The organism is Marinitoga aeolica (genome assembly GCF_029910535.1).
GTDB lineage: Bacteria > Thermotogota > Thermotogae > Petrotogales > Petrotogaceae > Marinitoga > Marinitoga aeolica.
Genome location: NZ_CP069362.1, coordinates 2,332,870 through 2,356,769, shown reverse-complemented (window position 1 = coordinate 2,356,769; position 23,900 = coordinate 2,332,870). Strand labels below are relative to the sequence as shown.

Genomic DNA, 23,900 nt, shown 5'->3' with positions numbered 1-23,900 from the left:
AAAAAGATTGCCGCCTAATAAAATTATTTTGCACCTATTTCTCTATTCCATCTATCAACTAATCTTTCTCTATTAGCTGCATCCCAAACAAAATTTTGATTTACTATTCTTAATTCATCAATATTTAAAGGTGCTTTATCTTTTGGAGCTAATTTGGAAACTGGTAAAACATACCATTCAGCAATCATTGATTGTGCTTCTTTTTGTAACATCCAGTTATATAATTTTTTTGCTGTAACGGGATTAGGCCCATTTTTTATTAATGACATAGATGCAAGCTCAAATCCTGTTCCTTCTTTTGGAACTGTTACTTTTAATGGTGCTCCATTTGCTATTAATCTGAATAAATCATGAGCATAACCAATTGCAAAAGGTATTTCACCTATAGCTGCTTGTTTTCCGCCAGCAGAACCAGATTTTGTATATTGATCTATACTTCTATCTAAGTGATGTAAGAACATGAATGTTAATTCTTCGTCTTCATGGAACATATGAAGTATTGTAGTTATTACGTTATATGCTGTTCCAGAAGTATTAGGATTTGCAACTCTTACTAATTTTTCATACTTTGAATCAATAATATCAAACCAACCTGTTGGTGCTTCTAATCCTAATTCTTTTGCTCTTTGTTCATTTGTTGCAAAAGCTAAAACACCAATATATAAACCAATCCAATAATTTTCAGGATCCCTGAATTGTGCAGGAGTATATTGAGCTAAAGGTGATTTATAAGGAGTTGTTAAACCTTTTTGTTTAGCTTCAACATGACCTAAACCTACACCACCAACCCAAATTGATGCTTGAGGATTTTCTCTTTCTGCTTCTAACCTAGCAACTGTTTCTCCGGTAGATAATCTTACCCATTCAACTTTAATACCTGTTTCTTGTTCAAATTTATCAAATAATTCTTTAGCAAGAGGTTCTTCTAATGTTGTATATGCCTTTACAACATCTCCAGCTGAGAAAGCAAAAATACCTATCAATAATAACGATACTAAAAATGCTAACTTTTTCATACAAACACCCCCATATTTAAGATATTATTCATTATTTTTAATAATCCATGAAGCTTTCTCACTAAAAAATAATTTAATATTTTCACCCTTTTTAGGAATACGATTTTCTATTGGATTATATAAGACACCGCTAACAAGATAATTGTTTTCTAATCTCACATCATATTCCACATGTGAACCAAGAAATACTGTTTTTTCAATAATTCCAGAAATGCTATTTTTCTTTTCTTTGTAGTCTATAGATTCTGGTCTAACAACTAATAATACATCATCATCTTTTTCCAAATTGATATTACTAATTCCGTAGAAGGTGGCATTTAATTCCTCATTAAATATTGTTATTTTATCTTCATTAATATCAACTACTTTACCATTTATAAAATTAACTCTACCAATAAAATCTGCTACAAATTTATTTTGTGGTTTAGCATATATTTCAAATGGTGTTCCCACTTGCATTATTTCACCTTTATTCATAACTACAATGACATCAGAAATACTCATGGCTTCAATTTGATCATGTGTAACATAAACACTTGTTATATTTAATTCTTTTTGAATTCTTCTTATTTCTGTTCTCATTGATTCCCTTAATTTAGCATCTAAATTAGATAATGGTTCATCAAATAATAAAACTTTAGGTTCCATAACCAAACTTCTGGCTAATGCTACACGCTGCTGCTGGCCACCTGATATTTGATCTGGCCTTCTATTTTCCATTCCTTCTAATCCAGTTAAATTAATTATTTTTTTTACTTTTTCTTCAATTGTATTTTTAGGTAATTTTTTTAATTTTAATCCAAATTCAATATTTTCTTTTATTGTCATATGTGGAAATAATGCATAACTTTGAAACATCATAGATATATCCCTTTTATTTGGTGGATCATTAGTTATATCTTTGCCTTCAAGAAATATTTTTCCATTTGTTGGAGTTTCAAACCCAGCTATCATTCTGAGTGTTGTTGTTTTTCCACAACCAGAAGGTCCTAAAAAAGTTACTAATTGTCCTTTTTCAACTTTTAATGAAAAATTTTTTACTGCAACTGTTTCTGTATTTTCACTTTTAAATATTTTATAGATATTTTTTAGTTCTAAACTCATTTTTGCACCACCCATTCAACCTATTCTGAAGCATAATTATTGTTTACTAAAGAAATTTTGTTTTTCAAAAATATTTTCAAGATGAATACAAAAGATAAAATCAACATTATTAAAACAACAGAGAAAGCACACGCTTCAGATAATCTACCAGAATCTGTTTGACTTAATATTTGTACAGTCATTAAATTCCAATCAGCTGATACCAGAAATATTGCAGCGCTAATAGCTGTCATAGCTCTAACAAAAGAATATACTAATGCAGAAAAAAATGCTGGGACAATTAATGGCAATGTTATTTTGCTAAAAACTGTTTTATCATCTGCTCCTAAAGTATACGCTGCTTCCTCAATAGCAGGATCTATCTGATTAAGCAAAGAAATCCCACTTTGTATTCCTACTGGAATATACCTAAAAATAAAATTCAAAACTAAAATTGCAAAAGTTCCTGTTAATAATAATGGTTTTGAATTAAAAGCTAAGATATATCCTATACCAACAACTGTTCCTGGAACAGCAAAATTCAATAATGATACGAATTCAAGTGTTTTTTTACCAGGAAATGTTTTTCTTACAATTAAAAATGCTATAATCATACCTAAAACTGCAGAAATTGGTGTTGATGTTAATGCTATAGTCAATGTATCTTTTATAGCTTCTTTACCAACATCAAAAACATATTTGAAATTTTCTAAAGTAAACTCATTATTCATTCCCCATAATTTCGTAAATGCACCCCAGAAAATAGTTACATAAATAAGTAAAATAAATAAGGATATTATTAATACCAATGTAAAAAGTAGCCATTTAGCAAATTTATTTACACTTTTTAATTGCGAAGTATTGGGTTTTCCCGTTACTGTTATATATTTTTTCTTTCCAATCCAATATTTTTGTATTACAAATGCTATTAAAGAGGGTAATAAAAGCCATACAGCTAAAGCAGATCCAGTTTTCAAATCAAACATACCTGTAATTTGCAAATATGCTTGGACTGATAATATAGGAAATCTGGAACCAGCTAAAATTAATGGATTTCCAAAATCTGCTAATGATTCTATAAATAAAACAAGCATTGTACTGGCTATTCCTGGAACAGATAATGGTAATATTATTTTTGTAAAAACCTGCCATCTTGAAGCTTTTAAATTAAAAGCGGCATCTTCAAGAGTAGGTGATATTGTCGAAATGACACCATCTAATGTGATAAATGCAACAGGGAAAAAAGTAATTACCTGAGCTATCATTAATCCCCATAACCCATATACTGGAAATGTCCTTATACCAAATAGTTTTGCTGTCAATAATCCATTAAAACCAAATAGCATAATTATTGCCATAGCTCCAATAAAGGGAGGAAACACCATGGGAATAATAGCTATTGTTCTAAAAAATTTTTTAAATGGAATATTTGCTCTATTTATAGTATATGCATAAAGAAATCCAATAAAAGTACCAATGACAGCTGTTAATGTTGCAATAAAAATACTATTTTTAAAACCTTGTCTCATATAATCATTAGCCAATGCTTCTTTATACACATCCAAAGAAAACTTATTTTCTGAATTTGTAAAACTAATTATGAAGACCTTATATAATGGGAAAATTATAAATATAAATAAAGATATAAAAATTAAAATAAGCAATATTATTAAAGAAGGATTTTTCAACATTTTTTTTATTTTATTTGAGAATTCTTTATTTGCTATTTCCATATAAATTCCTCCAAAAAAAGGGGGAATACCCCCTTTTGTTATTTAACTGGTAAAACCTCTTTTATCCATCTTTCAACTATTCTCTTCTTATTTTGTGCAGCCCAATTCTCATCAACTGTAATTAATTTTATTGTTGATAATGGTTGTAATGTACCGAAATCAACATCTGATCTTACAGGATAGAAGAATGTTTTTTCATCAACTATTGTTTGTTGTCCTTTTTTAGATAATAACCAATCTACTAAAACTTTTGCTTCATATTTGTGTTTAGCTCCTTTTATAATTGAAACACATGCTGCTTCATATGGTACTCCTTCTTTAGGAAATACAACTTCTATTGGATAACCTTGTTCTTTAAATTGGAAGAATGCTGGTGTAAATTGAATTCCTAATCCAGCTTGTCCAACTCCAACAGCTTTTGAAGGGCCTGTTCCACTTTGAGTGTATGATTGAACATTCTTTGCTAGTTTCTTTAAATAATCTATCATGCCGTCTTCACCGTAAGTAGCTATTAATCCTGTTATAAATGCATATGCTGTACCTGATGTTTGAGGACTTGGATATTGAATCATATTTTTATATTCAGGTTTTAACAAATCCATCCAGCTTTTTGGTAAATCTGCTTTTATTTGTTCTAAAACTTTTAAGTTAACACCAATTCCAAGCGGATTCATATAAAAAGCATGGAAATATCCATCAACATCATAAAAGTTAGGAGATATACCATATACACTTAAAGTTTTATATGGCTCTGTCAAACCCTTTTCTTTTGCAATAATATGATTTGGCATTGGTGCCCCAAACCATACATCAGCTTGTGGATTATTTTTTTCTGCTTCCATTCTTGCTAATGCAGGTCCTGAAGATAAGAATATATACTTTACTTCAATACCAGTTTGTTTTGAAAATGCATTTAAAATTTTTCTAGCATTTGCCTCATCTACACTACTATAAATAATTAATTCAGCAAAAGAAAGACTTAATGCAATTAACATTAAACCAATTAACAAAATCTTTTTCATTTCAATACCCCCCATACAAAATTTAGTTACAATACCATAATAATAAAAAAATGAATTAAAAAATCATCAGAAATGTATTAAGAATGTAACAAAATGAGGATTAAAAAGCAGAATTTAAAAATGGGAAGAAATTCCCTTCAAGGAGATAAAGGAAGTTGTTCATATAATATATAGAAAAATATTTTTCATTATATATGTTTAAAACTAAAAATTCTTTGTTGTTTCTTAATATTTTAATAACATAAATTGGATTGGATTCACTTTGTAAAATTTCTCCTATTTTTTTTGTGGAGTTTATTTTGCTGGATTTTTCTATTATTTGATACAATTCTATTAATTTTTTTGGGTTTTTTAAATAAACCCCTTTTTCATGGTTAAAGATAATTATTTTATTATCATTATCAAGAAAAGCTCTTGATATATTTTCTAAAGAATAAATTTTATTTATTAATTTTTCCTTTACAAAAAGTAGATCTTCATCATTTTCAGATCCATAAGTTAAATTGTTTATTAATAAATTATTCGAAAACTCATAATATACTTTTCTACCATCGAGAAAATATATATATCCATATATTTTATTTTCAGAATTATCTAAATTCGGAGAAATGTAGTTATAAGTTGGCAAATCGATGATTTTTCTCCATAATTCAATAATTTCTGTTGGGCTATTTAAAACATATGTGGGTAAATATTTCATTTTAACTTCAATTTTAATTGGAGTAGAAGAAATATATTTTTTCATTAATTCGTCATTATCATTTATAAAAAAAACCTTATTATAATCTTTATTATTTAAATATATTCCCATAATTATAGAAATAGCTGCTATGAGAATAAAAAAGATTATATATATTTTAATTTTATTATTAATCATACTTTCTTTCTCCTTTGTTATTAACATTTAAAGGTAATTTGATAATAAACTTGGATCCTTTATTCATTTCAGATTCCAAATATATTTCTCCATCATGTTTTTTGGCAATTTCCTGAGAAATACATAAACCTAAACCGTTACTTTTTTCTCTTTTAGGAATATAAAAGGGATTAAATAAAGTTTTCTTTACATTATCATCTATACCAATACCATCATCTTCTATAATTAAATAAAAATAATTTCTTTTTATTTCGGAATATATTTTAATTTTTGAACATTTGCTATGTTTAATTGCATTATCCAATATATTTAAAATAATTTCTTTTATTTTTTCATGGTCAATAAATAATTCTATAAAATCAACATTCGCCTTTATTTTGATATTGAATTTTTTGAATCGAGGTTTCAATATACTTATACATTCATCCACAAGCTTTTTTATATTATATTCTTCAAATTCAAATTCAAAAGAATTTTTATTAAGCTTGGATACATATAATAGTTCTTCAACCAACTTCAATAATCTATTTCCTTCTTTAATAATGTAATTAAGAGAAATGTTTTTATCTTCTTCATTATTTAGTTTTTTTATGAGTTCAGCATGTCCTAAAATTGAGGTTATTGGAGTTTTAAGTTCATGAGTAATATTGTTTATAAAAATTTTTTGCTTATCTTTTTCATCTTTTAATGATTTAATGTAATGTTCTATTTTATCAACCATAAGATTAAATGATTTTACAAGAGAATTAATATCATCATTACTTTTTATATTTATTCTTTCTTTAAAATTCCCATTAGCAATTTTTTCTGTTTCATTTCTTAATTTTTTTATAGGTATTGTAATAGAATTAGAAAGAATATAATTAAAAAATATTATTGCTATAATTGATATAATATCTATTATAATAAGAGTTTTTTTTACTTGCAATATTAATTGGTATTCAGAATCCATAGGATAAATAAAACGTATAGCTCCAATAACATCATTTTTTAAAAAAATTGGGCTTGAAAAAAATAAAATTATATGGTTACGTTCTTTTTTTAAAATATAATTTTTTAAATTATTAATTGCATAGTGAACATCTTGATATACGAAGTATTTTATATCTGGTGAGGTATCAGCAAGAAGTTTTTTTCTGATATCATATATTTCAATATGTAGATGATATTTTTTAGATAAATAATCCGAAATAAACGGAGCCATTTTTTCTAATTCGGCAAACACATCATTGTAATTATAATCTTTTAGAGAATTCATAAAATATATTTGACTTTCTTGACTATACTCAGTCATTTTTTTGACAGTATTATTGATAATATTTTTTTGAAAAGTATTTAGAGTAATAAAAAAAATTATTATAAGAATAATAAAAGTTGTAGAGATATTTAAAAACAAAATTTCATTTCTAATACTATTCTTCATCAGTCACCTCTAATTTATAGCCAACTCCATATAATGATTTAATATATTTTCCATATTCTCCCATTTTTTTTCTTAATCGTTGAATTGCCATATCTACAGCTCTTGTATCTATAGATGTATCATATCCCCATATTTTTTCTAATAATATTTCTCTTTTTAAAACCTGATTATGATTATTCATAAAAATTTCCATTAATTCGAATTCTCTTTTTGTTAAATATATCTCATTATTATTAATAAAAAATTTTCTTGAATCATTTTCTAATGATAATGGCCCTATAACTTTTCTTTTTAAGAAAATATTAGCTTTTTTAATCCTTTTCAAGATATTGCGTATCCTTAAAATCAATTCTTTACTATCAAAAGGTTTAGTTATATAATCATCTGCTCCTAATTCCAATCCCAATAATTTGTCATTTTGATTATTTTTCGCTGTTAGTATAATTATTGGAATTTTATAATTTATACTTTGTAATTCTTTTAGAACATCAAATCCATCTTTATCCGGTAGCATTAAATCTAAAACGACAAGTTCTGGATTTTCTTTTTTAAATAATTCTATTCCTTTATTGCCATTTTCTGCAGCAATAACATCAAAATTTTCCAAGATTAAATTCATCCTTATTAAATCTCTAATACTATCCTCATCTTCAATAATCAAAATTTTCATAATCCCCTCCGATATCCTGAAGTTTAACATTATTTTAATTATATTATACCATATAATATTTCTAGCTTTTTTAAAAAATAAATAAGCAGCTAAGGCTGCTTATATTTCAGGAATTTCTCTTATAGGATATTTTTCTTCAAAACATTTTGCTAAAGATAATATTTTACCTTCTTCTAATGCTTTTGCTGTAAAGGTTATTCCAAAAGGACCATCTTTAGTATATCCAGCAGGGACAGTTACAGATGGATATCCTGCTTTTGCTGATATTCCAGCTCCATAATTTGCTGGGAATATTAATGCAAATAAGTCATATTCTTCCATAACCTTATCAATACCGAATTTCCTAGAATACTTTCTATCATTAATTAAACTTTCAATATATTCTTTATCTTTTAAATTGGTTCCATCAGATTTTATCAATATATTTTGACCATATTTTATTGCTTCTCTATTATGAATATTGAATTTTATAATATCATTTAGTGTTTTAACTTTTAAATTTTTGTCTTTCAAATAATTATTAATACCATGCTTAAATTCATAATACAATACATTTATATTATTTATTTTATCTAAATGATCAAATTCAAATTCTATAATTTCTCCATCAAATTTTCTTATTCTATCCAGTGATTTATAGAATGTATCTTTTTGATCTTCTGACAACCATTTTAAATGGTTTTTGGATACTCCAAATTTTAAACCATTAAAATCATTTAATTTTTCTAATTTCACGTTATAATCTTTAGCAATATAAGATGCTGGATCTTTTTCGTCATAACCAATTAAAATGTTATATATTTCATATACATCTTCAACATTTCTTGCAATTGGTCCAGCAGTATCTTGAGTATAGGAAATTGGTATAATTCCACTTCTGCTAATAGTACCTGTTGTTGGTTTTAATCCAACACACGAATTTGAACTAGAAGGAGATAAAATAGATCCTGATGTCTCTGTTCCTATTGCAGCTAAACATAAATCTGCAGCAACTGCAACTGCAGAACCAGAACTTGATCCACCAGTATCAAAATCGCCATACGGATTTTTTGTTTGATCTCCTAAAGTACTATATCCATTTGGCATATTAAAAGATACAAAGTTAGCAAATTCTGTTAAATTAGCTTTGGCTAAAATAATAGCTCCAGCTTCTCTTAATTTTTTTACTGAAAATGCATCTTCTTCAACATAATTACCTTCTAAAGCTTTAACTCCTGCTGTTGTTTGCATTTTATCTCCAGTGTCTATATTACCTTTAATAATTATAGGAATACCATGCAATTTACTTCTTATATGACCATTTTTTCTTTCAATATCTAGTTGATGAGCAATAAACAATGCATCAGGATTTAATTCTAATATAGCATTTAAATTCTCATATTTAGCAATTCTTTCTAAATAATATTCTACCAATTCTACAGAAGTTAATCCTTTTTCAAAATATTCATTAGCTTTTTTTATTGTTAAATTTCTCAAATCCATCCTATCCCCTCCAATATTAATTTTCTTTCAATAACGAAATAAAAAGCAATTCAATAACATTAATAACTATAATAATTATTAATCCTGCAAAAAGTCCATACAATGTTCCTATCAAACCAATAACATATGAAAAACAACCAGAAATAATAGATGTTGCCGCAGAAGATATACTTAAAGCTATTCCCTTATTACGTTTGTATTTTTCAACAATTATAGCCTGCAGAGTTGGATATGTTGTAGCATACGATAATCCAGTAAGTATAGTTCCAATAGCTGAAATTATCATGTTTTTACCTAATAATATAGTAAGTGTAGAAAATACTATTGATAAAAATACAACTATGAACAACCACTTTTTATACCCCATTTTCTCTGGCATTCCAGACAGAAATGATCTGCCTAAAAATAACCCTAACCATAAGAATGAAGGAAAAATAGCTGCATTAGATACATCAAAATTTCTTACTTCAAACAAGAATGTAGATATCCATGATGTAAAATTCATTTCATAACCAACATAAAATGATAATGCTAAAACTAATATTATCAAGGAAGAATTTAATACTTCCTTTAATGAACCTTTACCGCTTTCCAAATAATTTGTATGTAAATTTAAAATATCATTTTTTATAATATATATTGATATTAATGGAATTAAATTAATTAATGCAGCAAATAAGTATGATGATTTCCAATATGGTGTATATCTTAACACTAAAGAAGAAACAATAGGACTAATTACAGCCCCCATTGCAAATGATGCATGCAATAAATTTAAAATCTTCCCTTTTTTCCCTTCGCCAGAAACTCCGATTAAAAATGGAACTGACACTTCTAAAGCTCCTCCACCAAAATTTATAAAAAACATACCTAAAATAAGCATAATATATGAATTCATAAAAAGCATTGTTAAATTACCTGCTAATAATACTAATATTCCACTAACAATAACGTAAAACGCTTTGTATTTTTCCAGCAAATAACCATATAATAATGATGAAATCAAAAATGCTATTGATCCCAATGATAAAGCCAATCCCACTAAAGAATGATCTATAGAATATGATTTTTCAATAACAGGAATTAATGTGCTGTTTAAAATTAAAGAAAAACCAAATATAAAAAAACTACTAAACCCAAATACTAATTGTGCTTTTTTCATATTTCACCTCTGATAATTCTAATTTATTATTACTTTAATTATTATATAACCACAAAAAAATCTCTGCAAAATGTTTTGCCCAAAAGCTTTCATTGTGAATACCGTTCTCATCTATTAATAATTTTACATTTTTATAACCTAAATTTTTCAATAATTCTGCCATCTCAATTGTATCATTTTTATATTTATTTGCATCATCCATCGAGCTTTCTTCTTTACCGCCTATATATAAAAAAATTTTTAAATCTCCTACATAACCTCTTTCTTTTACATAATCAGTAATTTTATTGTCAGCAAACCAAAATGCTGATGATAATGCACCAACTTTTTTAAATACTTCAGGGTATTTTATTGCAGCATATAATGATATTAATCCACCCATTGAACTTCCCATTATACCATTATCTTCAGGTATTGTTCTAAAATTTTTGTCTATGTATGGTTTAACTGATTTTACTATTGAATCTACATATTTATCTCCTTCTCCACCTTGACCTTTAGCAATTTGAATATTTGTATTATCCCATTTCCAAGGAGAATATTCATTTAATCTGTCACTACCGCCATTATCTATAGCAACAACAATAACTCCTGATGTTTTACCTTCTTTAAATAATTTCTCTAATGTTTCATCTACTTCCCATTCTCCAACAAAAGATGTTGCTGCATCAAAAACATTTTGTCCATCATGCATGTATAATACCGGATATCTTTTATTTGATGTTTCATAATCTGGTGGTAAATATATCCAAATTCTTCTTTTTTTATCTAACTCTTTTAAATAAAAATCATTTATAATTTTCACATTACCAGTAATTGTATGTTTCACATTTCCATCTCCTTTTTCTACAAAATCCCTCCAATTATATACTGTAATTTCAATGGTATTTTTTTTACTATCAAAAGTGTATATTCTATTTGGTATTTCTTCTCCATCTTTACCTTTTTCAACAGTTTCCCAATTCCCTCTGGTTATTTTATACTCAATAGTAAATCCAGGCTCAGCTTTTAAAGTTATTTTGTACTTACCATTTTCATTTTTTAATTTAAATCTTTTATCCCCAGGATTCCAACTATTAAAATTTCCTGCAATATATATACTTGAATCATCAGGTGTATAATCTGGTATATTAACAATTATAGTCACATAATTATAACCATCGTCTAAAACATTAGAGTTATTATTTTGAAAAACAGAACAACTACTAAATAATATCATAATTAAAGAAATTACAATGATAATTTTTTTCATTCTGCACCTCCTTATATAAAAAGGCGGAAAACTCCGCCTTTTAATTATAATGATTCAATTTCATTCATAATGAATTTAACTAACTCAGATATATATTTTTCTGAAAAGTCAAATTTAATTCCAGCTATTTCATATAATTTTTTAACTGGATACTTATAACCTGAACTCAAAAATTCTTTATACTGTTCAATTGCTTTTTTACCATTTTCTTTGTAATTCTTATAAACTGCAATAGCACCTAATTGTGACATTGCATACTCAATGTAATAGAAAGGCACTTCAAATATATGTAATTGTCTTAACCATCTAATTCTTTTTTCTTTATCTAAACCTTTCCAATCAATACCTGTATTAAATCTATCCATCAAACTAGCAAAATAATCGTCTCTTTCTTCTGGAGTATGATTTGGATTTAAATACATCCAATGTTGAAAGGCATCTACTATCATTACCCAGGGTAATATTTTTAATGTTCCTTCTAATTGTTCTCTTTTTGCTTTCTTTAAATCTTCAGGATCAGAATAATATTCATCTAAATATTCTAAAGTTAATAATTCCATAGACATGGATGCTAATTCAGCTATCTCACTAGGAAAATCTTTTAAGTGAGATATTGGAATATCTTTTGAATAGAACGTATGTTGTGCGTGTCCAGATTCGTGTAATAATGTTCTAACATCCCTATGAATACCTACAGCATTCATAAAAATAAATGCTGCTCCAGTTTCACTTAAAGGATAATTATATCCACCTGGTGCTTTTCCTTTTCTATTAATTAAGTCTAAAAATCCTGTATTTCTCATTTTTTCAAGATTTTCTGCAAAACTTTTATCTACTTTTGATAATATTTTTATAGCTTTTTCAACAAATTCTTCTTCCTTTTCAAATGGTTTTAATATTTTTCCGTCAACATCAACTTCTGTATCCCATGGTCTTAACGATTCTAATCCTAATTTTTCTTTTCTTTCTTCATTTAATTTTGTTAATGCAGGAACTACTGCTTTTTCTACTGCATTATGAAATTCATATAAATCTTCTGGTTTAAAATCAAATCTTCTTTTTGCATCATGCATATAATCCCTATAATTATCATATCCAGCATTTTTTGCAATTTGAATTCTTATTTCTTTTAATTCATCAAATAATTTTTCTAATTCTTCATGATGTTCAAGTACTGCATTATTTATTAATCTCCAAGCCTCTTCTCGAACTTTTCTATCAGGATTTTTTAAATATATTCCCATTTGGGATAATGTTTTTTCTTCTCCATCATATTTCACTGTTATTTTCGAAATAATTTCTCCATATTTCGAACTTAATTCTTGTTCTTTAACTTTTAATGGTAAATTTTCTTTTCTAAATAATTCTATATCTCTAGATATTAATCTATTCATATGTTCATAACTTTCTCCTTTTAATTCATTTCTAAATGGAGAATCATAAAATTTCTTTTTTAATAGGAAATCATATTCTTGTGCAGGAGATGCTATATTAGCATAAAACTCATTAAATGCTTTTGAATTTTCTTCTTTTGTATCACATGTCATTCTAATATATCTCCATGCCATTTCTTCAGATAATATACTTTCTAATTCAGACCATTTTTCTAAAAAAGTTAATAAATCTTCAACAGAGTTTATTTTTTCATTTAAGAGTTTTTCTAATTCACCTTTAACTTCTTCCCAAATATTCAAATTAATTTCTTTTTTAAAATATTTTCTTGGTTTTTTTTCAATTTTTTCATTTGTAACTATCATAATTTACCCCCTCATTATTTTGTTAGTTATACTAATTATACTATATATTTCTATAAAAACAAAATATGCCGGTAAAACACCGGCATATTAGATTGTTGACAAAGTATTTATATTTTTTCAATAATATATTCTTCAATATTTCTTTTTTCTGAGTTTATCTTTATTCCTATTATATATATTTCTTTATTTCTACTTGTGTATTTTTCATAATATTTCTTTTCTTTTATTTGATTTATTGCTTCTTTAGCGCTTTTATCTAGTTTTATTTCAAATAAGTATATTTTGTCATTATGCTCTAATAATAAATCTATTCTTCCAAGATTTGTTAATTCTTCTGCTGTTACATTTAATCCCGCTGATGCTAATATCGTATATATTAATGAGTGATAATAACTTTCTCTATTTTGATGTAAATTATACGGTATTGCACTTATTATTCTTTTTATTTCTTTTATTAATCCCTCTATCTTATTTTCTTCTACTAGTTCATATATTTCATATATTTTTTCATATGTTTCTTCGTTTAAACTATAATTTGCTTCTAATATTAATTTTGAGAAACTATTTTTTACTTCAAGATTTGGATAGTCTAATATATATTTTTCTGTTATTCCATACTTTTTAATTCCTTTAAATGTCAAATATCCTGCTTGTGCAAAGAATATATTAGCATTTGCATCTTCTATTTCTCTTGTTGTAAAGTCTAATGTATCTACTGTGTATTTTACTAAATCCTCATATTCTATTTTTCTTCCTTTTACATATTCATATATAAATGATGGTGATCCACTTTCAAACCAATAATTTTGAAATTTCCTTTCATCAAAGAATCTTAATACTGAGAATGGATTATACACAAAATGTTCTCCATCAAACGAGAATCCATTATAATATGTTTTTATTTCTTTTAATAATTCTTCTTTACTTATTCCCATTTCTTTTGCTGTTTCTTCTATGTGTTCTTTGAAATAATGTTCTAATTCTTCTTGGGTATAACCTAACATTTGAGAGTATTTTCTGTTTAGTGATATGTCATTTAAATTATTTAATGCAGAGAACACACCCGTTTTAGTAAACTTCGTTATTCCTGTTAAAAAAACGAATTTTATGTATTCATCCCTGGATTTTATTGTTACATAGAAATCTCTTAATATTTCTCTATATCTTTCTGCTTTTTCTTTGTTATTTATATTATCTAATATCGGTTTTTCGTATTCATCTACTAATATTACTACTTTTCCTTTTTTGGAAAGTTTTATTATTAATTCATCAAATGCAAATTTATAATCTTCTTCTATAATTTCAACATTATTCCTTTGACCTTCTTGCTTTATTAATTTTGTCAAACTCTTTTTAAATCTTTCTTCGCTATCTGTTGCTGCTAATAAAATGTTTAATCTTATTATGGGATATTCTTTAAAATCCCATTTGTCATATATATATGTATCTTTAAATAATTCTTTTTCTCCTTTGAATATGTAATATAATGTCGATATCGTTAAACTCTTTCCAAATCTTCTTGGACGAGATAGAAAGATAGGCACTTCTGAACTTATTAATTCGTATATATATTTTGTTTTATCTACATATATGTAATTTCCTTCTATTATTTTTTTATAATCTTGTATCCCTATTGGCAATTTTTTCATCGTTTTATCCTCCAAACCTAACAATTCTGTTCATATACTATACAAATTATATCATATATTTTACGATAAGGTTCATTTCATAATTTTCATATTAATTACTACTCCAAAATTTTTACCTAATTGTGTAATTGAATCTTTTCCTACTCCGATGAAATCTTTACCAAACATACTATATATATCAGAATTTATTTTAAATTCTGGAACTCTGCCAATTAATTTCTCGCCATCATATAAAAACCCTAATTGTACTGGAGTACCAAATTTACCATCAGGAGTAAAGTCTCCACCTGAAGCTATAAATACTAATATTCCTTTTTTCCCATTTAATAATTCTTTTAATGTTTTATCTGATTTCTTTATTGACATTGGAACAAATCCAAGAGATGGTACGGAATCATAATCAGCTTCAGCTGCTCCTGTTAAAGGTAAATTAAACATATTAGCAGTTTTTTTGTCTGTATAAGGGGATTTTAATACCCCATTTTCTATCAACGGAAATCTATTTTCTTCATTTATTGTTCCTTCTGCATCAAAGAAATGTTCTATAATACCATCTTCATGATTCCTGCTTTGATATAGTGTAAAATCATTAGAAAATATTTTTTCACCTATTTTATTGGAAAAAATTGAACTTTCACTACCAAAAGATAATCCGTTTAAATCTGTATAAAACTTCTTTAATATTGTAAAATCATCTGATAAGAAAATAATTGGATATTCATTTTCCTCAATATCAACAACATTATTAAAAGCTCCACAAACTTCATCTACTATATTTATAAATTTCTCATGAGAGTAATCAAAACCCTCATATCCTACAAATCCATCAAAAATATTAGCAGAACTTTTGTGCTTAAATATTAATTCAAAAGAAAAATATTTTAATTCAGAATATAGTTTTGTATTTAAATCATTTTCAAGTATCTTTATACTATTTTTTAATGTGATTTTATTTGAAAAACTAAAATCATTATGTTTTTCTTTTATTTCTCTCATTAATTTTTCTATCTTCTCCACAAATTCATTTTCTGAAATTTCTACAATTTCAACTTCTTCTCTTGATATATTTTGTGTTATATCATATTCATATGGTATATTTAATTTCAAATTTTCTTTTGCTTTTGTTTCTAATTCTTTTTCATTATAATTCCCCAAACTTCCTGCAACACCTATTTTACCATTGTCATATATTCTAATACCTGTCTTAACAATATCTTTTTTTCTAATTGACTCTATTTCTGTTTGAACTATATTTAAAGATAATTCCCTATTATGAATTTGATATTTTTCTTTAATCATTTTTTCTCCCCCCCTATTGCACATTCATATTTTTAACTCTAACATACGGACCACCAAAACCTACTGGTAAAGGATATTGTTCAAATTTACCACATCCACCTAATGCAAATGATAACAATTTCAATTCATTTGATAAGCCATCTATATTATTTAAAGTATCAAAAACAGTTCCTGTAATAACAGATATTTTTACTGGTTTATATATCTTCCCATTTTTAATTTTATATGCCAAACTCGGAGCAATAGTAAAAGTAGACATACCTGATCCATGTTTAATAGTTTTAATTAAAAATCCATTATCCACTTCAGATATTAATTCTTCTAATGTTTTCTCTCCAGGTTTTATATATGTTGTAGTCATTCTCACTATAGGTTCAAACTCAAAATTCAATGCTCTAGCATTACCAGTCAATTCCTCATTTAATGAAACTGCTGTAATACCACTATGTAATCTACCAGATAAAACACCATTTTTTACAAGATATGTTTTTTTTGCTTTTGTTCCATCATCATCAAACGGGGTATATCCAACTCCTTTAATATTTCCATCATCTACAATACTTAAAATACCAGAACCAACTTTTTTACCTATACTCCATTCTTTTTTCATATTTTCATCACCAATCATAAAATCCGCTTCTGATTTATGACCAAAACTTTCATGAGCAAATACTCCAGCAGCTTCTGGTGATAAAATAACTGTATATTGTCCAGGTTCTACATCTTCTGCATTTTTCATATAATATATTGCTTCTTCTAGTGATTTTTTTACCTTATCTTCTAAATTATATAAATCTTCAAAATAATTTGATGCAGTATCAAATCTTTCACTAAACTTTTTTTCTCCATCAACTAACTCAAAAAATATTCTAAATCCTACTCTTTGAAAATCAAATTTAAAATCACTACCATTTGAAGATATAAATCGTTTAACTATTTTTTTATCTACATAATTTGCTTTCCATAATTTAACAAATTGATTTTCTGAAACAATTGGTATATATTTTTCCATCAGTTCTAATTTTTTGTTTTTTTCAATATTATCTATAGCGCTTTTTTCAAATTCCAAATAATTCCCATTATGAACTTCAAATTTTTTTACTATTGGATGTTCATTTATACCTTCACTTGGAGATGAAATCTTATACAATTCATCTATTTCCTTTTGAATATTCTCTACATCAGTTGTGGATGAATAATACCATCTTTTACCATCAAATAGTCTAATAAAAGCTCCTGAATATCTTCTTTCTTTAAATTCTTCTAATCTACCTAAAGTATTTTGAATACTTGTTTCAAAAACATTTTCTATTCTAACATCCACATATACACCTTTAGGAAATTTGAACATTTTATCCCCCCATTCTATAAAAATAAATGTAAGATATATTTATTATAGCATTTATTTAGAATTTATAAAAATAATAGATGAGATATTATTTCTATAGATTTATTTACACATTTATATTTTTAAATTATAATTATATATAAATCAGAATTATTGTGTTATATCTATTATCCATGTTTTATGATATACTATAATTAAACATATAATAAAAATATATTTTAAAGAGGTGGGAAAATGACAAAAAAGAGTTTTTTTATTACAGGTGGTTTTACATTTATAGGAATTGGAGTTGGATTTATTTTACTTAAATTTTCTGCATTATATTTTATTGCATCAATTTTGATAGGAATAGGGGCAGGGTTACTTATTGGAACTCTTACAGATAAAAACATAAAATAAAAAGGGCAAATGCCCTTTTTTTATGTATATATAAATTATTATCAAAAAAATCTTTTCACTATTTTCCTTCTTTAAAAACTTTCTTAAACTTCTTTTCTAACTTAAAATGATTTTCAGATATAACTATTTAGATAAAAAATATCATGCTTACATTTCATATTTATTATATAATTTTAATGTGGCGCCACAAAGAAGGGGGAGTTATAATGGAAAATTATTTAATTGAATGTATTCAAAAATCTTTAGAATATATTGAAAAAAATATTGATAATTATTTTTCTTTAGAAGATATAGCTAACTATGCAAATTATTCATTATCCTATTTATATAAATTATTTAATTTAATCGTAGGAATGTCAATAAAAGAATATGTAAGAAAGAGGAGACTTTCTGAATCTGTAAAAGATTTAGTAAATTCAAATATGAATATTCTAGAGATTTCTATTAAATATCAGTATAATTCATATGAATCATATTCAAGAGCATTTAAAAAAGAATTTGGTGTATGTCCAAGTGAAGTTAAAAAGAAAGGTATTAATTTATTATTATTTGAACCTATTAAATTGCAGGGAGGTATTATTATGGAAAAAAAGAATTATTTATTTTTAATTGATATAGATAAATTTGCAAATATAAATAAAAATTATGGTAGAAAATTTGGAGATTTTGTATTATTTAAAATACCTGAAAGGATTAAAAAAATATTAGCCATTGAAAAAATTGAGTATGAAGATAGTAAAAATGCTAAATTGGAAAGAATGGGTGGCGATGAATTTATATTAGTATTAAAAAATATTGATGAACAAATGGCAAAAAATATTTCTGAAAAAATTTTAAGAGAAGTTAGTAATCCAATAATATATGAAGGAATAGAAGCTAAAGTTACAGTAAGTATAGGAATTACGGAATATGCTATTTATACTAAAGATCCGTATAATATTGCTTATGATGCTTTAATAAGTGCGAAAAAAGATGGAAGGAATAATTATAAGATAAGTTAATATTTATTATCCCTCCAAATTGTGGAGGGATTTTTTTGTATTTGTTTAATTTTTTGTTATAATTAAAAACAGGTGGTCAATTATTTAGATAGATAAGGAGATGTGATGTAAGTGTTTCACTTAAATGATGCTTTTTTAATGTTACCTCATAATGCAGTATATTTTATACTTACTGTTAGACCAGCAAATGCTGCAAAAATATACATATATTTATATTTAAACTCCCTTGCTCATTCATGGAAACTTGGAAAAGCTAGGAAATATACTTATCCAATATCTTATAGACAAATTTCAAAAACTTTGGAGATTTCATATGGAATTACGGAACAAGCTATTCGCAACTTAAAAAAAATGGGAGCTATTGAAGTTATTGATCAATCAAATAAAGGTACAATTTATAAGGTAAATATACCAGAATGGAGAGATAATGAAGGAGTATGGCATTTTGAAGATCCGGAGAATTCAAGGACATTTTATAGCATGAATAATGAAATTGATACTATAAAACATGTGAAAACAAAAATTAAAGAAAATAAAATACCATTGTTTAACCTTAAAAAAGAATAAAGCATACCCGAAAAGGTATGCTATTTTATTAAATCACTATAAATATTAATTCCAATACTAATCACATCATCATCAGGTAGAAAATCGGGCGAATGTAATCCTACTTTTTTATCCGTTTTTGTCCCTAACCAAAACATAACAGCAGGATATTTTTCTGCTATAAATCCAAAATCTTCTCCTGTCATCTTGTAACCACAATCAATTATTTGATATTTATCTTTTAACTTTTCAACAAATTCATTATATATATTTTCATCATTTACTACTTCCTTATACATAGATCCTAATGTTATTTTATAAGTTACCCCTGTCATTTTTTTAATTGATTCAAGTATTTCTTTTAAAATTTCTATATATTCCATTGTATAATCTAAGTTTAAAGATCTAATACTACCTTCTATTTTTGCATAAGCTGGAATAATATTTCTAACTTCTCCTGAAAAAACTTTTCCAATACCAAAAATTAATGGTTGAACTGGATTTTTTGGTATTTTTTCTACTGCATCTAAAAACAATCTCATAGCATTTAACGCATTTTTACCATCTTGTGGAAAAGCTATATGAGCATTTTTACCCAAAAATTCTATATCAATTTCTACTGCCGATGCAAACAAAACTCCTTTAGATGCTGCAATTATACCCTTATCATATTCATCAGTTACATGTAAAGCATGTGCCCTTATTATATTAAATTGATCCAAAACTCCAGTATCTAAAATCTTTTTAGCTCCACCTCCACCTTCTTCTGCTGGTTGAAATAAAAATAAAATATTCTTTTGGATTTTATTTCTAAATATGTATTCCATAAACCCGTATAAAATCGACATATGCATATCATGACCACATGCATGCATATTATCATTTTTTGATTTAAATTCTACATCATTTTGTTCTTTAATAGGTAAAGCATCTATATCTGCTCTAAATAATATATATTCATTATTATTTAGAGGTGCATATTTAATAATTAACCCTGTCTCTAATGGTTTTAATATTTCTATATCTATATTATAATGTTTAGCTAAATCAGTTATCGCATCTTCTAAAATTTTTGTTGTTTTAAATTCCATGAATCCAATTTCAGGATTTTGGTGTAAAACATGTCTTAATTCAATAGGAGATATCATAATAATTCCTCCAATTTATTAATAATAATATCTATTTCCTCATAAGTTATATTCAATGCAGGTAATAATCTAATAACACTATTATTAGAAATAACATTTAATAGCAAATTTTTTTCAAAGGCTCTCTGTTTTAAATCCGGTGATGATTCAATTAATTCAATCCCTATCATTAACCCTTTACCTCTAATATCTGCTATTTCAAATGATTCTAAGCTATTTAATTTTTCCATAAAATATTTGCCTTTTTCTTTAATGTCATCTAACATATTTGGAATATTTTCTAAAACAAATCTTGCTCCAGCTAATGCAATAGGATTAGGTGCAAATGTTGATCCATGATCACCTGGTTTTAAAATATTTGCTGTATCATTTAAAAATATTGTAGCTCCTAAAGGTAATCCACCACCTATAGCTTTACCTATGGTAATAATATCAGGTTTTAAATTACAATGCTCATATGAATAAAACTTTCCTGTCCTACCTAAACCTGCCTGTATTTCATCAGATACAAGAATATAATTTTTTTCCTTTTGGTAATAACTTAAAACATCAGCAAATTCTTGAGTTAAAGGTACAATTCCACCTGATCCTTGAATAGGTTCTACAAATACTGCTAATACTTCATCACCATGAAATTCCATGTAGTCCTTAAATCCTTCTACATCATTAAAAACAAATTCCTGACAATTAGGAATTAGTGGCCTAAACGGAGCTTTTAAATTTTCAAACCCATTAATAGATAAAGCACCTAATGTTCTACCATGAAATCCATTATTAAAATATATTATCTTTCTTTTATCTTTTGTAGCTAACTTTTTTATAGCTTTTAAAGCTGCTTCTGTAGCTTCAGTGCCTGAATTCGTAAAAAACACAGAACCTTTTTCACCTGTTAATTCAATTAATTTATTTGCCACCCATTCTGCATCTTCATCTAAAAAATAGTTGGATAAATGCATATATCTATCCATTTTATTTTTTAATCTTTCTATTAATTCTTTATTAGAATGTCCTAAAGCTAAAACTCCTATTCCAGAAAAAGTATCAATATATTTTTTCCCATCTTTTGTATAAATATTTATACCTTCAGCATAATCAATATCCATTTTATAATAATCATACATTTTCAAAATCATAATTCAAACTCCTTTATCAATGCATTTGTTGCTTTTTCTAAATTTTTTTTATCTAACAAACATGAAATTTTAATTTCAGAAGTTGTTACCATTCTCAGTGGCACATCTTTTAAGGCTTTAAAAAATCTTGATGCAACTCCTTTTTCTGTTTTCATTCCAATGCCCACTACTGAAAGTTTAGCATAACCATGTTCATACGTTACCTGAGATTCGTTGAAATTCGAAAGTGCCTCTTTTAAGTATTTATCAAAATTTTCCATTTCTTCTTCTATTATTGTAAATGAAACGTTAAGTCTATCATTAATATTAATAATGGAAATCATATCCACATTAAAACCTTTTTGAGCTATTTTATCAAATATATTATATATTATTGCATGATCAAAAGGTAAATTAGTTATTGTAACTTGAGTCTGATTTTCCATAACACTCATTCCTGTTACAACAGGATTTTCTATATTATCTGCAACCACATATGTTCCCTCCTCTTCGGAAAAAGTAGACGCACAATAAACCTTTACGTTAAATTTTTTTGCTACTTCTACTGCTCTACTGTGAAGGACTTTTGCACCCAAACTTGCCATTTCAAGCATTTCATCATAGGTTACATATTTTAATTTTTTGGCATTTGAATATCTTCTTGGATCAAAAGTATAAATTCCTGGAAAATCACTATATATTTCACACTCAGAGTGAAGAGCAGCTGCTATTGCAACAGCAGAAGTATCTGAACCTCCTCTACCTAAAGTGGTATAATCTCCTTCTTCAGTAATTCCTTGAAATCCTGTTATTACTAAAACATCGTGCTCTTTTAATAAGTCTATTATTTTTGATACTTTAAATTTTTGTATTCTGGCTTTGTTAAAATCAGATGTTGTAAATATCCCCGCTTGAAAAGCATTTAAAGATTTTGTGTTTACATTTAAATCTATTAATGCCATTGATAGCAATGCTACAGATACTTGTTCTCCTGTAGTAAGCAACATATCTAATTCCCTAGGATGTGGTTTTTCTGATATTTCTTTTGCTAATTTAATTAAATTATCTGTGGTTTTACCCATAGCCGAAACAATTACTACTATCTTATAACCTTCATCAACTCTCTTTTTAACCTTATTAGCTACAAATTTTATTTTTTCAGTATCTGCTACAGATGAACCACCATATTTTTGAACAACTATATTCATTTTATCACCTACAAATTTCTTAATTCATCTAATAATTTTGTTTTATCCTTTGTTTTTTCATCAACTTTTTTTATTACTCTTGCTGGAACTCCTGCAACTACAGTATTTGGCTCAACATTTTTTGTAACAACAGACCCAGCTGCCACAACAGAATTTCTACCTATTCTTACTCCTTCAAGTACAACAGCATTTGCTCCAATTAAAACATTATCTTCTATCACTACAGGATCTGCACTTGGCGGTTCTATAACACCTGCTATAACAGATCCTGCACCTATATGACAATTATCTCCAATTTGTGCTCTTCCACCTACAACGACATTCATATCTATCATTGTTTTTTTACCAATTTTTGCTCCAATATTTATTACAGCTCCCATCATAATAACAGCATTATCACCTATCTTAACTAAATCTCTAATTATTGCACCAGGCTCTATTCTTGCATTTATTTTCTTCAAATCTAACAATGGAATTGCAGAATTTCTTCTATCCATTTCTATCCTATATTTTTCTATCTTTTCTTTATTTTCACTTAAATATTTTTCGAATTCATCTAATTCACAGAATAATATACCGCAATTATCATCACCATAATATTCTTCAAATGGTAAATCTTTTATATCACCTTTTATATAAACTTTTATTGGTGTTACTTTTTTTGATTTTGCAATATATTCAATTATTTCATATGAATCCATATTATTTCCTCC

21 protein-coding genes are annotated in these 23,900 nt (G+C 26.4%); 3 read left to right on the top strand and 18 right to left on the bottom strand.

The genetic code is table 11. The features are described from left to right. Positions 1–23: 23 nt before the first annotated feature. From JRV97_RS11155 to JRV97_RS11090, 14 genes are all read right to left on the bottom strand, one after another. The gene (locus JRV97_RS11155; RefSeq protein WP_280998904.1) at positions 24–1,016 is read right to left on the bottom strand and encodes an ABC transporter substrate-binding protein; all 993 of its coding nucleotides are present in this window, start codon (positions 1,014–1,016) and stop codon (positions 24–26) included. A 24-nt stretch (positions 1,017–1,040) separates the two neighbouring features. Then, on the bottom strand, positions 1,041–2,120 hold the full coding sequence (locus JRV97_RS11150) for an ABC transporter ATP-binding protein (protein ID WP_280998902.1): 1,080 nt from the start codon (positions 2,118–2,120) through the stop codon (positions 1,041–1,043). A 20-nt stretch (positions 2,121–2,140) separates the two neighbouring features. Next, positions 2,141–3,832: an ABC transporter permease gene (locus JRV97_RS11145; RefSeq protein ID WP_280998900.1), complete on the bottom strand. Its 1,692-nt coding sequence runs from the start codon at positions 3,830–3,832 to the stop codon at positions 2,141–2,143. A 38-nt stretch (positions 3,833–3,870) separates the two neighbouring features. Then, positions 3,871–4,854 carry an ABC transporter substrate-binding protein gene (locus JRV97_RS11140; RefSeq protein WP_280998898.1) on the bottom strand — a complete coding sequence of 328 codons (984 nt, stop codon included), beginning with the start codon at positions 4,852–4,854 and terminating at the stop codon, positions 3,871–3,873. 100 nt (positions 4,855–4,954) lie between these two features. After that, positions 4,955–5,731 carry a DUF3919 family protein gene (locus tag JRV97_RS11135; protein WP_280998896.1) on the bottom strand — a complete coding sequence of 259 codons (777 nt, stop codon included), beginning with the start codon at positions 5,729–5,731 and terminating at the stop codon, positions 4,955–4,957. Then, a complete protein-coding gene (locus JRV97_RS11130; protein ID WP_280998893.1) occupies positions 5,724–7,154 on the bottom strand; it encodes a HAMP domain-containing sensor histidine kinase in 1,431 nt (476 codons plus the stop codon). The genes JRV97_RS11135 and JRV97_RS11130 overlap by 8 nt, the downstream gene beginning before the upstream one ends. Next, positions 7,144–7,824 (bottom strand): response regulator transcription factor, encoded by a 681-nt coding sequence (locus JRV97_RS11125; RefSeq protein WP_280998891.1) that lies wholly within the window; start codon positions 7,822–7,824, stop codon positions 7,144–7,146. The genes JRV97_RS11130 and JRV97_RS11125 overlap by 11 nt, the downstream gene beginning before the upstream one ends. A gap of 99 nt (positions 7,825–7,923) precedes the next feature. Further along, positions 7,924–9,306, bottom strand: a complete 1,383-nt coding sequence (locus tag JRV97_RS11120; protein WP_280998889.1) for an amidase family protein — start codon at positions 9,304–9,306, stop codon at positions 7,924–7,926. 16 nt (positions 9,307–9,322) lie between these two features. After that, positions 9,323–10,468 carry an MFS transporter gene (locus JRV97_RS11115; RefSeq protein WP_280998887.1) on the bottom strand — a complete coding sequence of 382 codons (1,146 nt, stop codon included), beginning with the start codon at positions 10,466–10,468 and terminating at the stop codon, positions 9,323–9,325. Positions 10,469–10,502: 34 nt separating this feature from the next. Beyond that, entirely contained in the window at positions 10,503–11,720 is a 1,218-nt protein-coding gene (locus tag JRV97_RS11110) for an alpha/beta hydrolase-fold protein (protein WP_280998885.1), read from the bottom strand. A 44-nt stretch (positions 11,721–11,764) separates the two neighbouring features. After that, positions 11,765–13,477 carry a M3 family oligoendopeptidase gene (locus JRV97_RS11105; RefSeq protein WP_280998883.1) on the bottom strand — a complete coding sequence of 571 codons (1,713 nt, stop codon included), beginning with the start codon at positions 13,475–13,477 and terminating at the stop codon, positions 11,765–11,767. Positions 13,478–13,584: 107 nt separating this feature from the next. Then, the gene (locus JRV97_RS11100) at positions 13,585–15,126 is read right to left on the bottom strand and encodes an ATP-binding protein (RefSeq protein ID WP_280998881.1); all 1,542 of its coding nucleotides are present in this window, start codon (positions 15,124–15,126) and stop codon (positions 13,585–13,587) included. Positions 15,127–15,198: 72 nt separating this feature from the next. Then, a complete protein-coding gene (locus JRV97_RS11095) occupies positions 15,199–16,425 on the bottom strand; it encodes a metallopeptidase TldD-related protein (protein WP_280998879.1) in 1,227 nt (408 codons plus the stop codon). A 13-nt stretch (positions 16,426–16,438) separates the two neighbouring features. Then, positions 16,439–17,776, bottom strand: a complete 1,338-nt coding sequence (locus tag JRV97_RS11090) for a TldD/PmbA family protein (protein WP_280998877.1) — start codon at positions 17,774–17,776, stop codon at positions 16,439–16,441. Between the two features lie 231 nt (positions 17,777–18,007). Here JRV97_RS11090 and JRV97_RS11085 point away from each other — a divergent pair, with 231 nt between their 5' ends. The 3 genes from JRV97_RS11085 (at position 18,008) to JRV97_RS11075 (ending at position 19,740) form a co-directional block, all read left to right on the top strand. Beyond that, a complete protein-coding gene (locus tag JRV97_RS11085; protein ID WP_280998875.1) occupies positions 18,008–18,172 on the top strand; it encodes a hypothetical protein in 165 nt (54 codons plus the stop codon). Between the two features lie 206 nt (positions 18,173–18,378). Beyond that, positions 18,379–19,173 (top strand): diguanylate cyclase domain-containing protein, encoded by a 795-nt coding sequence (locus tag JRV97_RS11080; RefSeq protein ID WP_280998873.1) that lies wholly within the window; start codon positions 18,379–18,381, stop codon positions 19,171–19,173. A 111-nt stretch (positions 19,174–19,284) separates the two neighbouring features. Further along, a complete protein-coding gene (locus JRV97_RS11075) occupies positions 19,285–19,740 on the top strand; it encodes a hypothetical protein (RefSeq protein ID WP_280998871.1) in 456 nt (151 codons plus the stop codon). A 20-nt stretch (positions 19,741–19,760) separates the two neighbouring features. Here the strand turns inward: JRV97_RS11075 and JRV97_RS11070 are convergent, their stop codons facing one another. Genes JRV97_RS11070 through dapD form a run of 4 tightly spaced genes read right to left on the bottom strand, consistent with a single transcriptional unit; the run spans position 19,761 to position 23,888 of the window. Next, positions 19,761–20,867, bottom strand: a complete 1,107-nt coding sequence (locus JRV97_RS11070; protein ID WP_280998869.1) for an amidohydrolase — start codon at positions 20,865–20,867, stop codon at positions 19,761–19,763. After that, positions 20,864–22,000 carry an aspartate aminotransferase family protein gene (locus tag JRV97_RS11065; protein WP_280998867.1) on the bottom strand — a complete coding sequence of 379 codons (1,137 nt, stop codon included), beginning with the start codon at positions 21,998–22,000 and terminating at the stop codon, positions 20,864–20,866. Before JRV97_RS11065 ends, JRV97_RS11070 begins: the two co-directional genes overlap by 4 nt. Further along, positions 21,997–23,187: an aspartate kinase gene (locus JRV97_RS11060; RefSeq protein WP_280998865.1), complete on the bottom strand. Its 1,191-nt coding sequence runs from the start codon at positions 23,185–23,187 to the stop codon at positions 21,997–21,999. Before JRV97_RS11060 ends, JRV97_RS11065 begins: the two co-directional genes overlap by 4 nt. 8 nt (positions 23,188–23,195) lie before the next feature. Beyond that, complete coding sequence (dapD, locus tag JRV97_RS11055) at positions 23,196–23,888, bottom strand: 2,3,4,5-tetrahydropyridine-2,6-dicarboxylate N-acetyltransferase (protein ID WP_280998863.1); 693 nt, start codon at positions 23,886–23,888, stop codon at positions 23,196–23,198. Positions 23,889–23,900: the final 12 nt, after the last annotated feature.

Coding starts and splice junctions, on each gene's coding strand:
- JRV97_RS11155 (WP_280998904.1), bottom strand. CDS start 1,016: ATGAAAAAGTTAGCATTTTTAGTATCGTTATTATTGATAGGTATTTTT.
- JRV97_RS11150 (WP_280998902.1), bottom strand. CDS start 2,120: ATGAGTTTAGAACTAAAAAATATCTATAAAATATTTAAAAGTGAAAAT.
- JRV97_RS11145 (WP_280998900.1), bottom strand. CDS start 3,832: ATGGAAATAGCAAATAAAGAATTCTCAAATAAAATAAAAAAAATGTTG.
- JRV97_RS11140 (WP_280998898.1), bottom strand. CDS start 4,854: ATGAAAAAGATTTTGTTAATTGGTTTAATGTTAATTGCATTAAGTCTT.
- JRV97_RS11135 (WP_280998896.1), bottom strand. CDS start 5,731: ATGATTAATAATAAAATTAAAATATATATAATCTTTTTTATTCTCATA.
- JRV97_RS11130 (WP_280998893.1), bottom strand. CDS start 7,154: ATGAAGAATAGTATTAGAAATGAAATTTTGTTTTTAAATATCTCTACA.
- JRV97_RS11125 (WP_280998891.1), bottom strand. CDS start 7,824: ATGAAAATTTTGATTATTGAAGATGAGGATAGTATTAGAGATTTAATA.
- JRV97_RS11120 (WP_280998889.1), bottom strand. CDS start 9,306: ATGGATTTGAGAAATTTAACAATAAAAAAAGCTAATGAATATTTTGAA.
- JRV97_RS11115 (WP_280998887.1), bottom strand. CDS start 10,468: ATGAAAAAAGCACAATTAGTATTTGGGTTTAGTAGTTTTTTTATATTT.
- JRV97_RS11110 (WP_280998885.1), bottom strand. CDS start 11,720: ATGAAAAAAATTATCATTGTAATTTCTTTAATTATGATATTATTTAGT.
- JRV97_RS11105 (WP_280998883.1), bottom strand. CDS start 13,477: ATGATAGTTACAAATGAAAAAATTGAAAAAAAACCAAGAAAATATTTT.
- JRV97_RS11100 (WP_280998881.1), bottom strand. CDS start 15,126: ATGAAAAAATTGCCAATAGGGATACAAGATTATAAAAAAATAATAGAA.
- JRV97_RS11095 (WP_280998879.1), bottom strand. CDS start 16,425: ATGATTAAAGAAAAATATCAAATTCATAATAGGGAATTATCTTTAAAT.
- JRV97_RS11090 (WP_280998877.1), bottom strand. CDS start 17,776: ATGTTCAAATTTCCTAAAGGTGTATATGTGGATGTTAGAATAGAAAAT.
- JRV97_RS11085 (WP_280998875.1), top strand. CDS start 18,008: ATGACAAAAAAGAGTTTTTTTATTACAGGTGGTTTTACATTTATAGGA.
- JRV97_RS11080 (WP_280998873.1), top strand. CDS start 18,379: ATGGAAAATTATTTAATTGAATGTATTCAAAAATCTTTAGAATATATT.
- JRV97_RS11070 (WP_280998869.1), bottom strand. CDS start 20,867: ATGATATCTCCTATTGAATTAAGACATGTTTTACACCAAAATCCTGAA.
- JRV97_RS11065 (WP_280998867.1), bottom strand. CDS start 22,000: ATGATTTTGAAAATGTATGATTATTATAAAATGGATATTGATTATGCT.
- JRV97_RS11060 (WP_280998865.1), bottom strand. CDS start 23,187: ATGAATATAGTTGTTCAAAAATATGGTGGTTCATCTGTAGCAGATACT.
- dapD (WP_280998863.1), bottom strand. CDS start 23,888: ATGGATTCATATGAAATAATTGAATATATTGCAAAATCAAAAAAAGTA.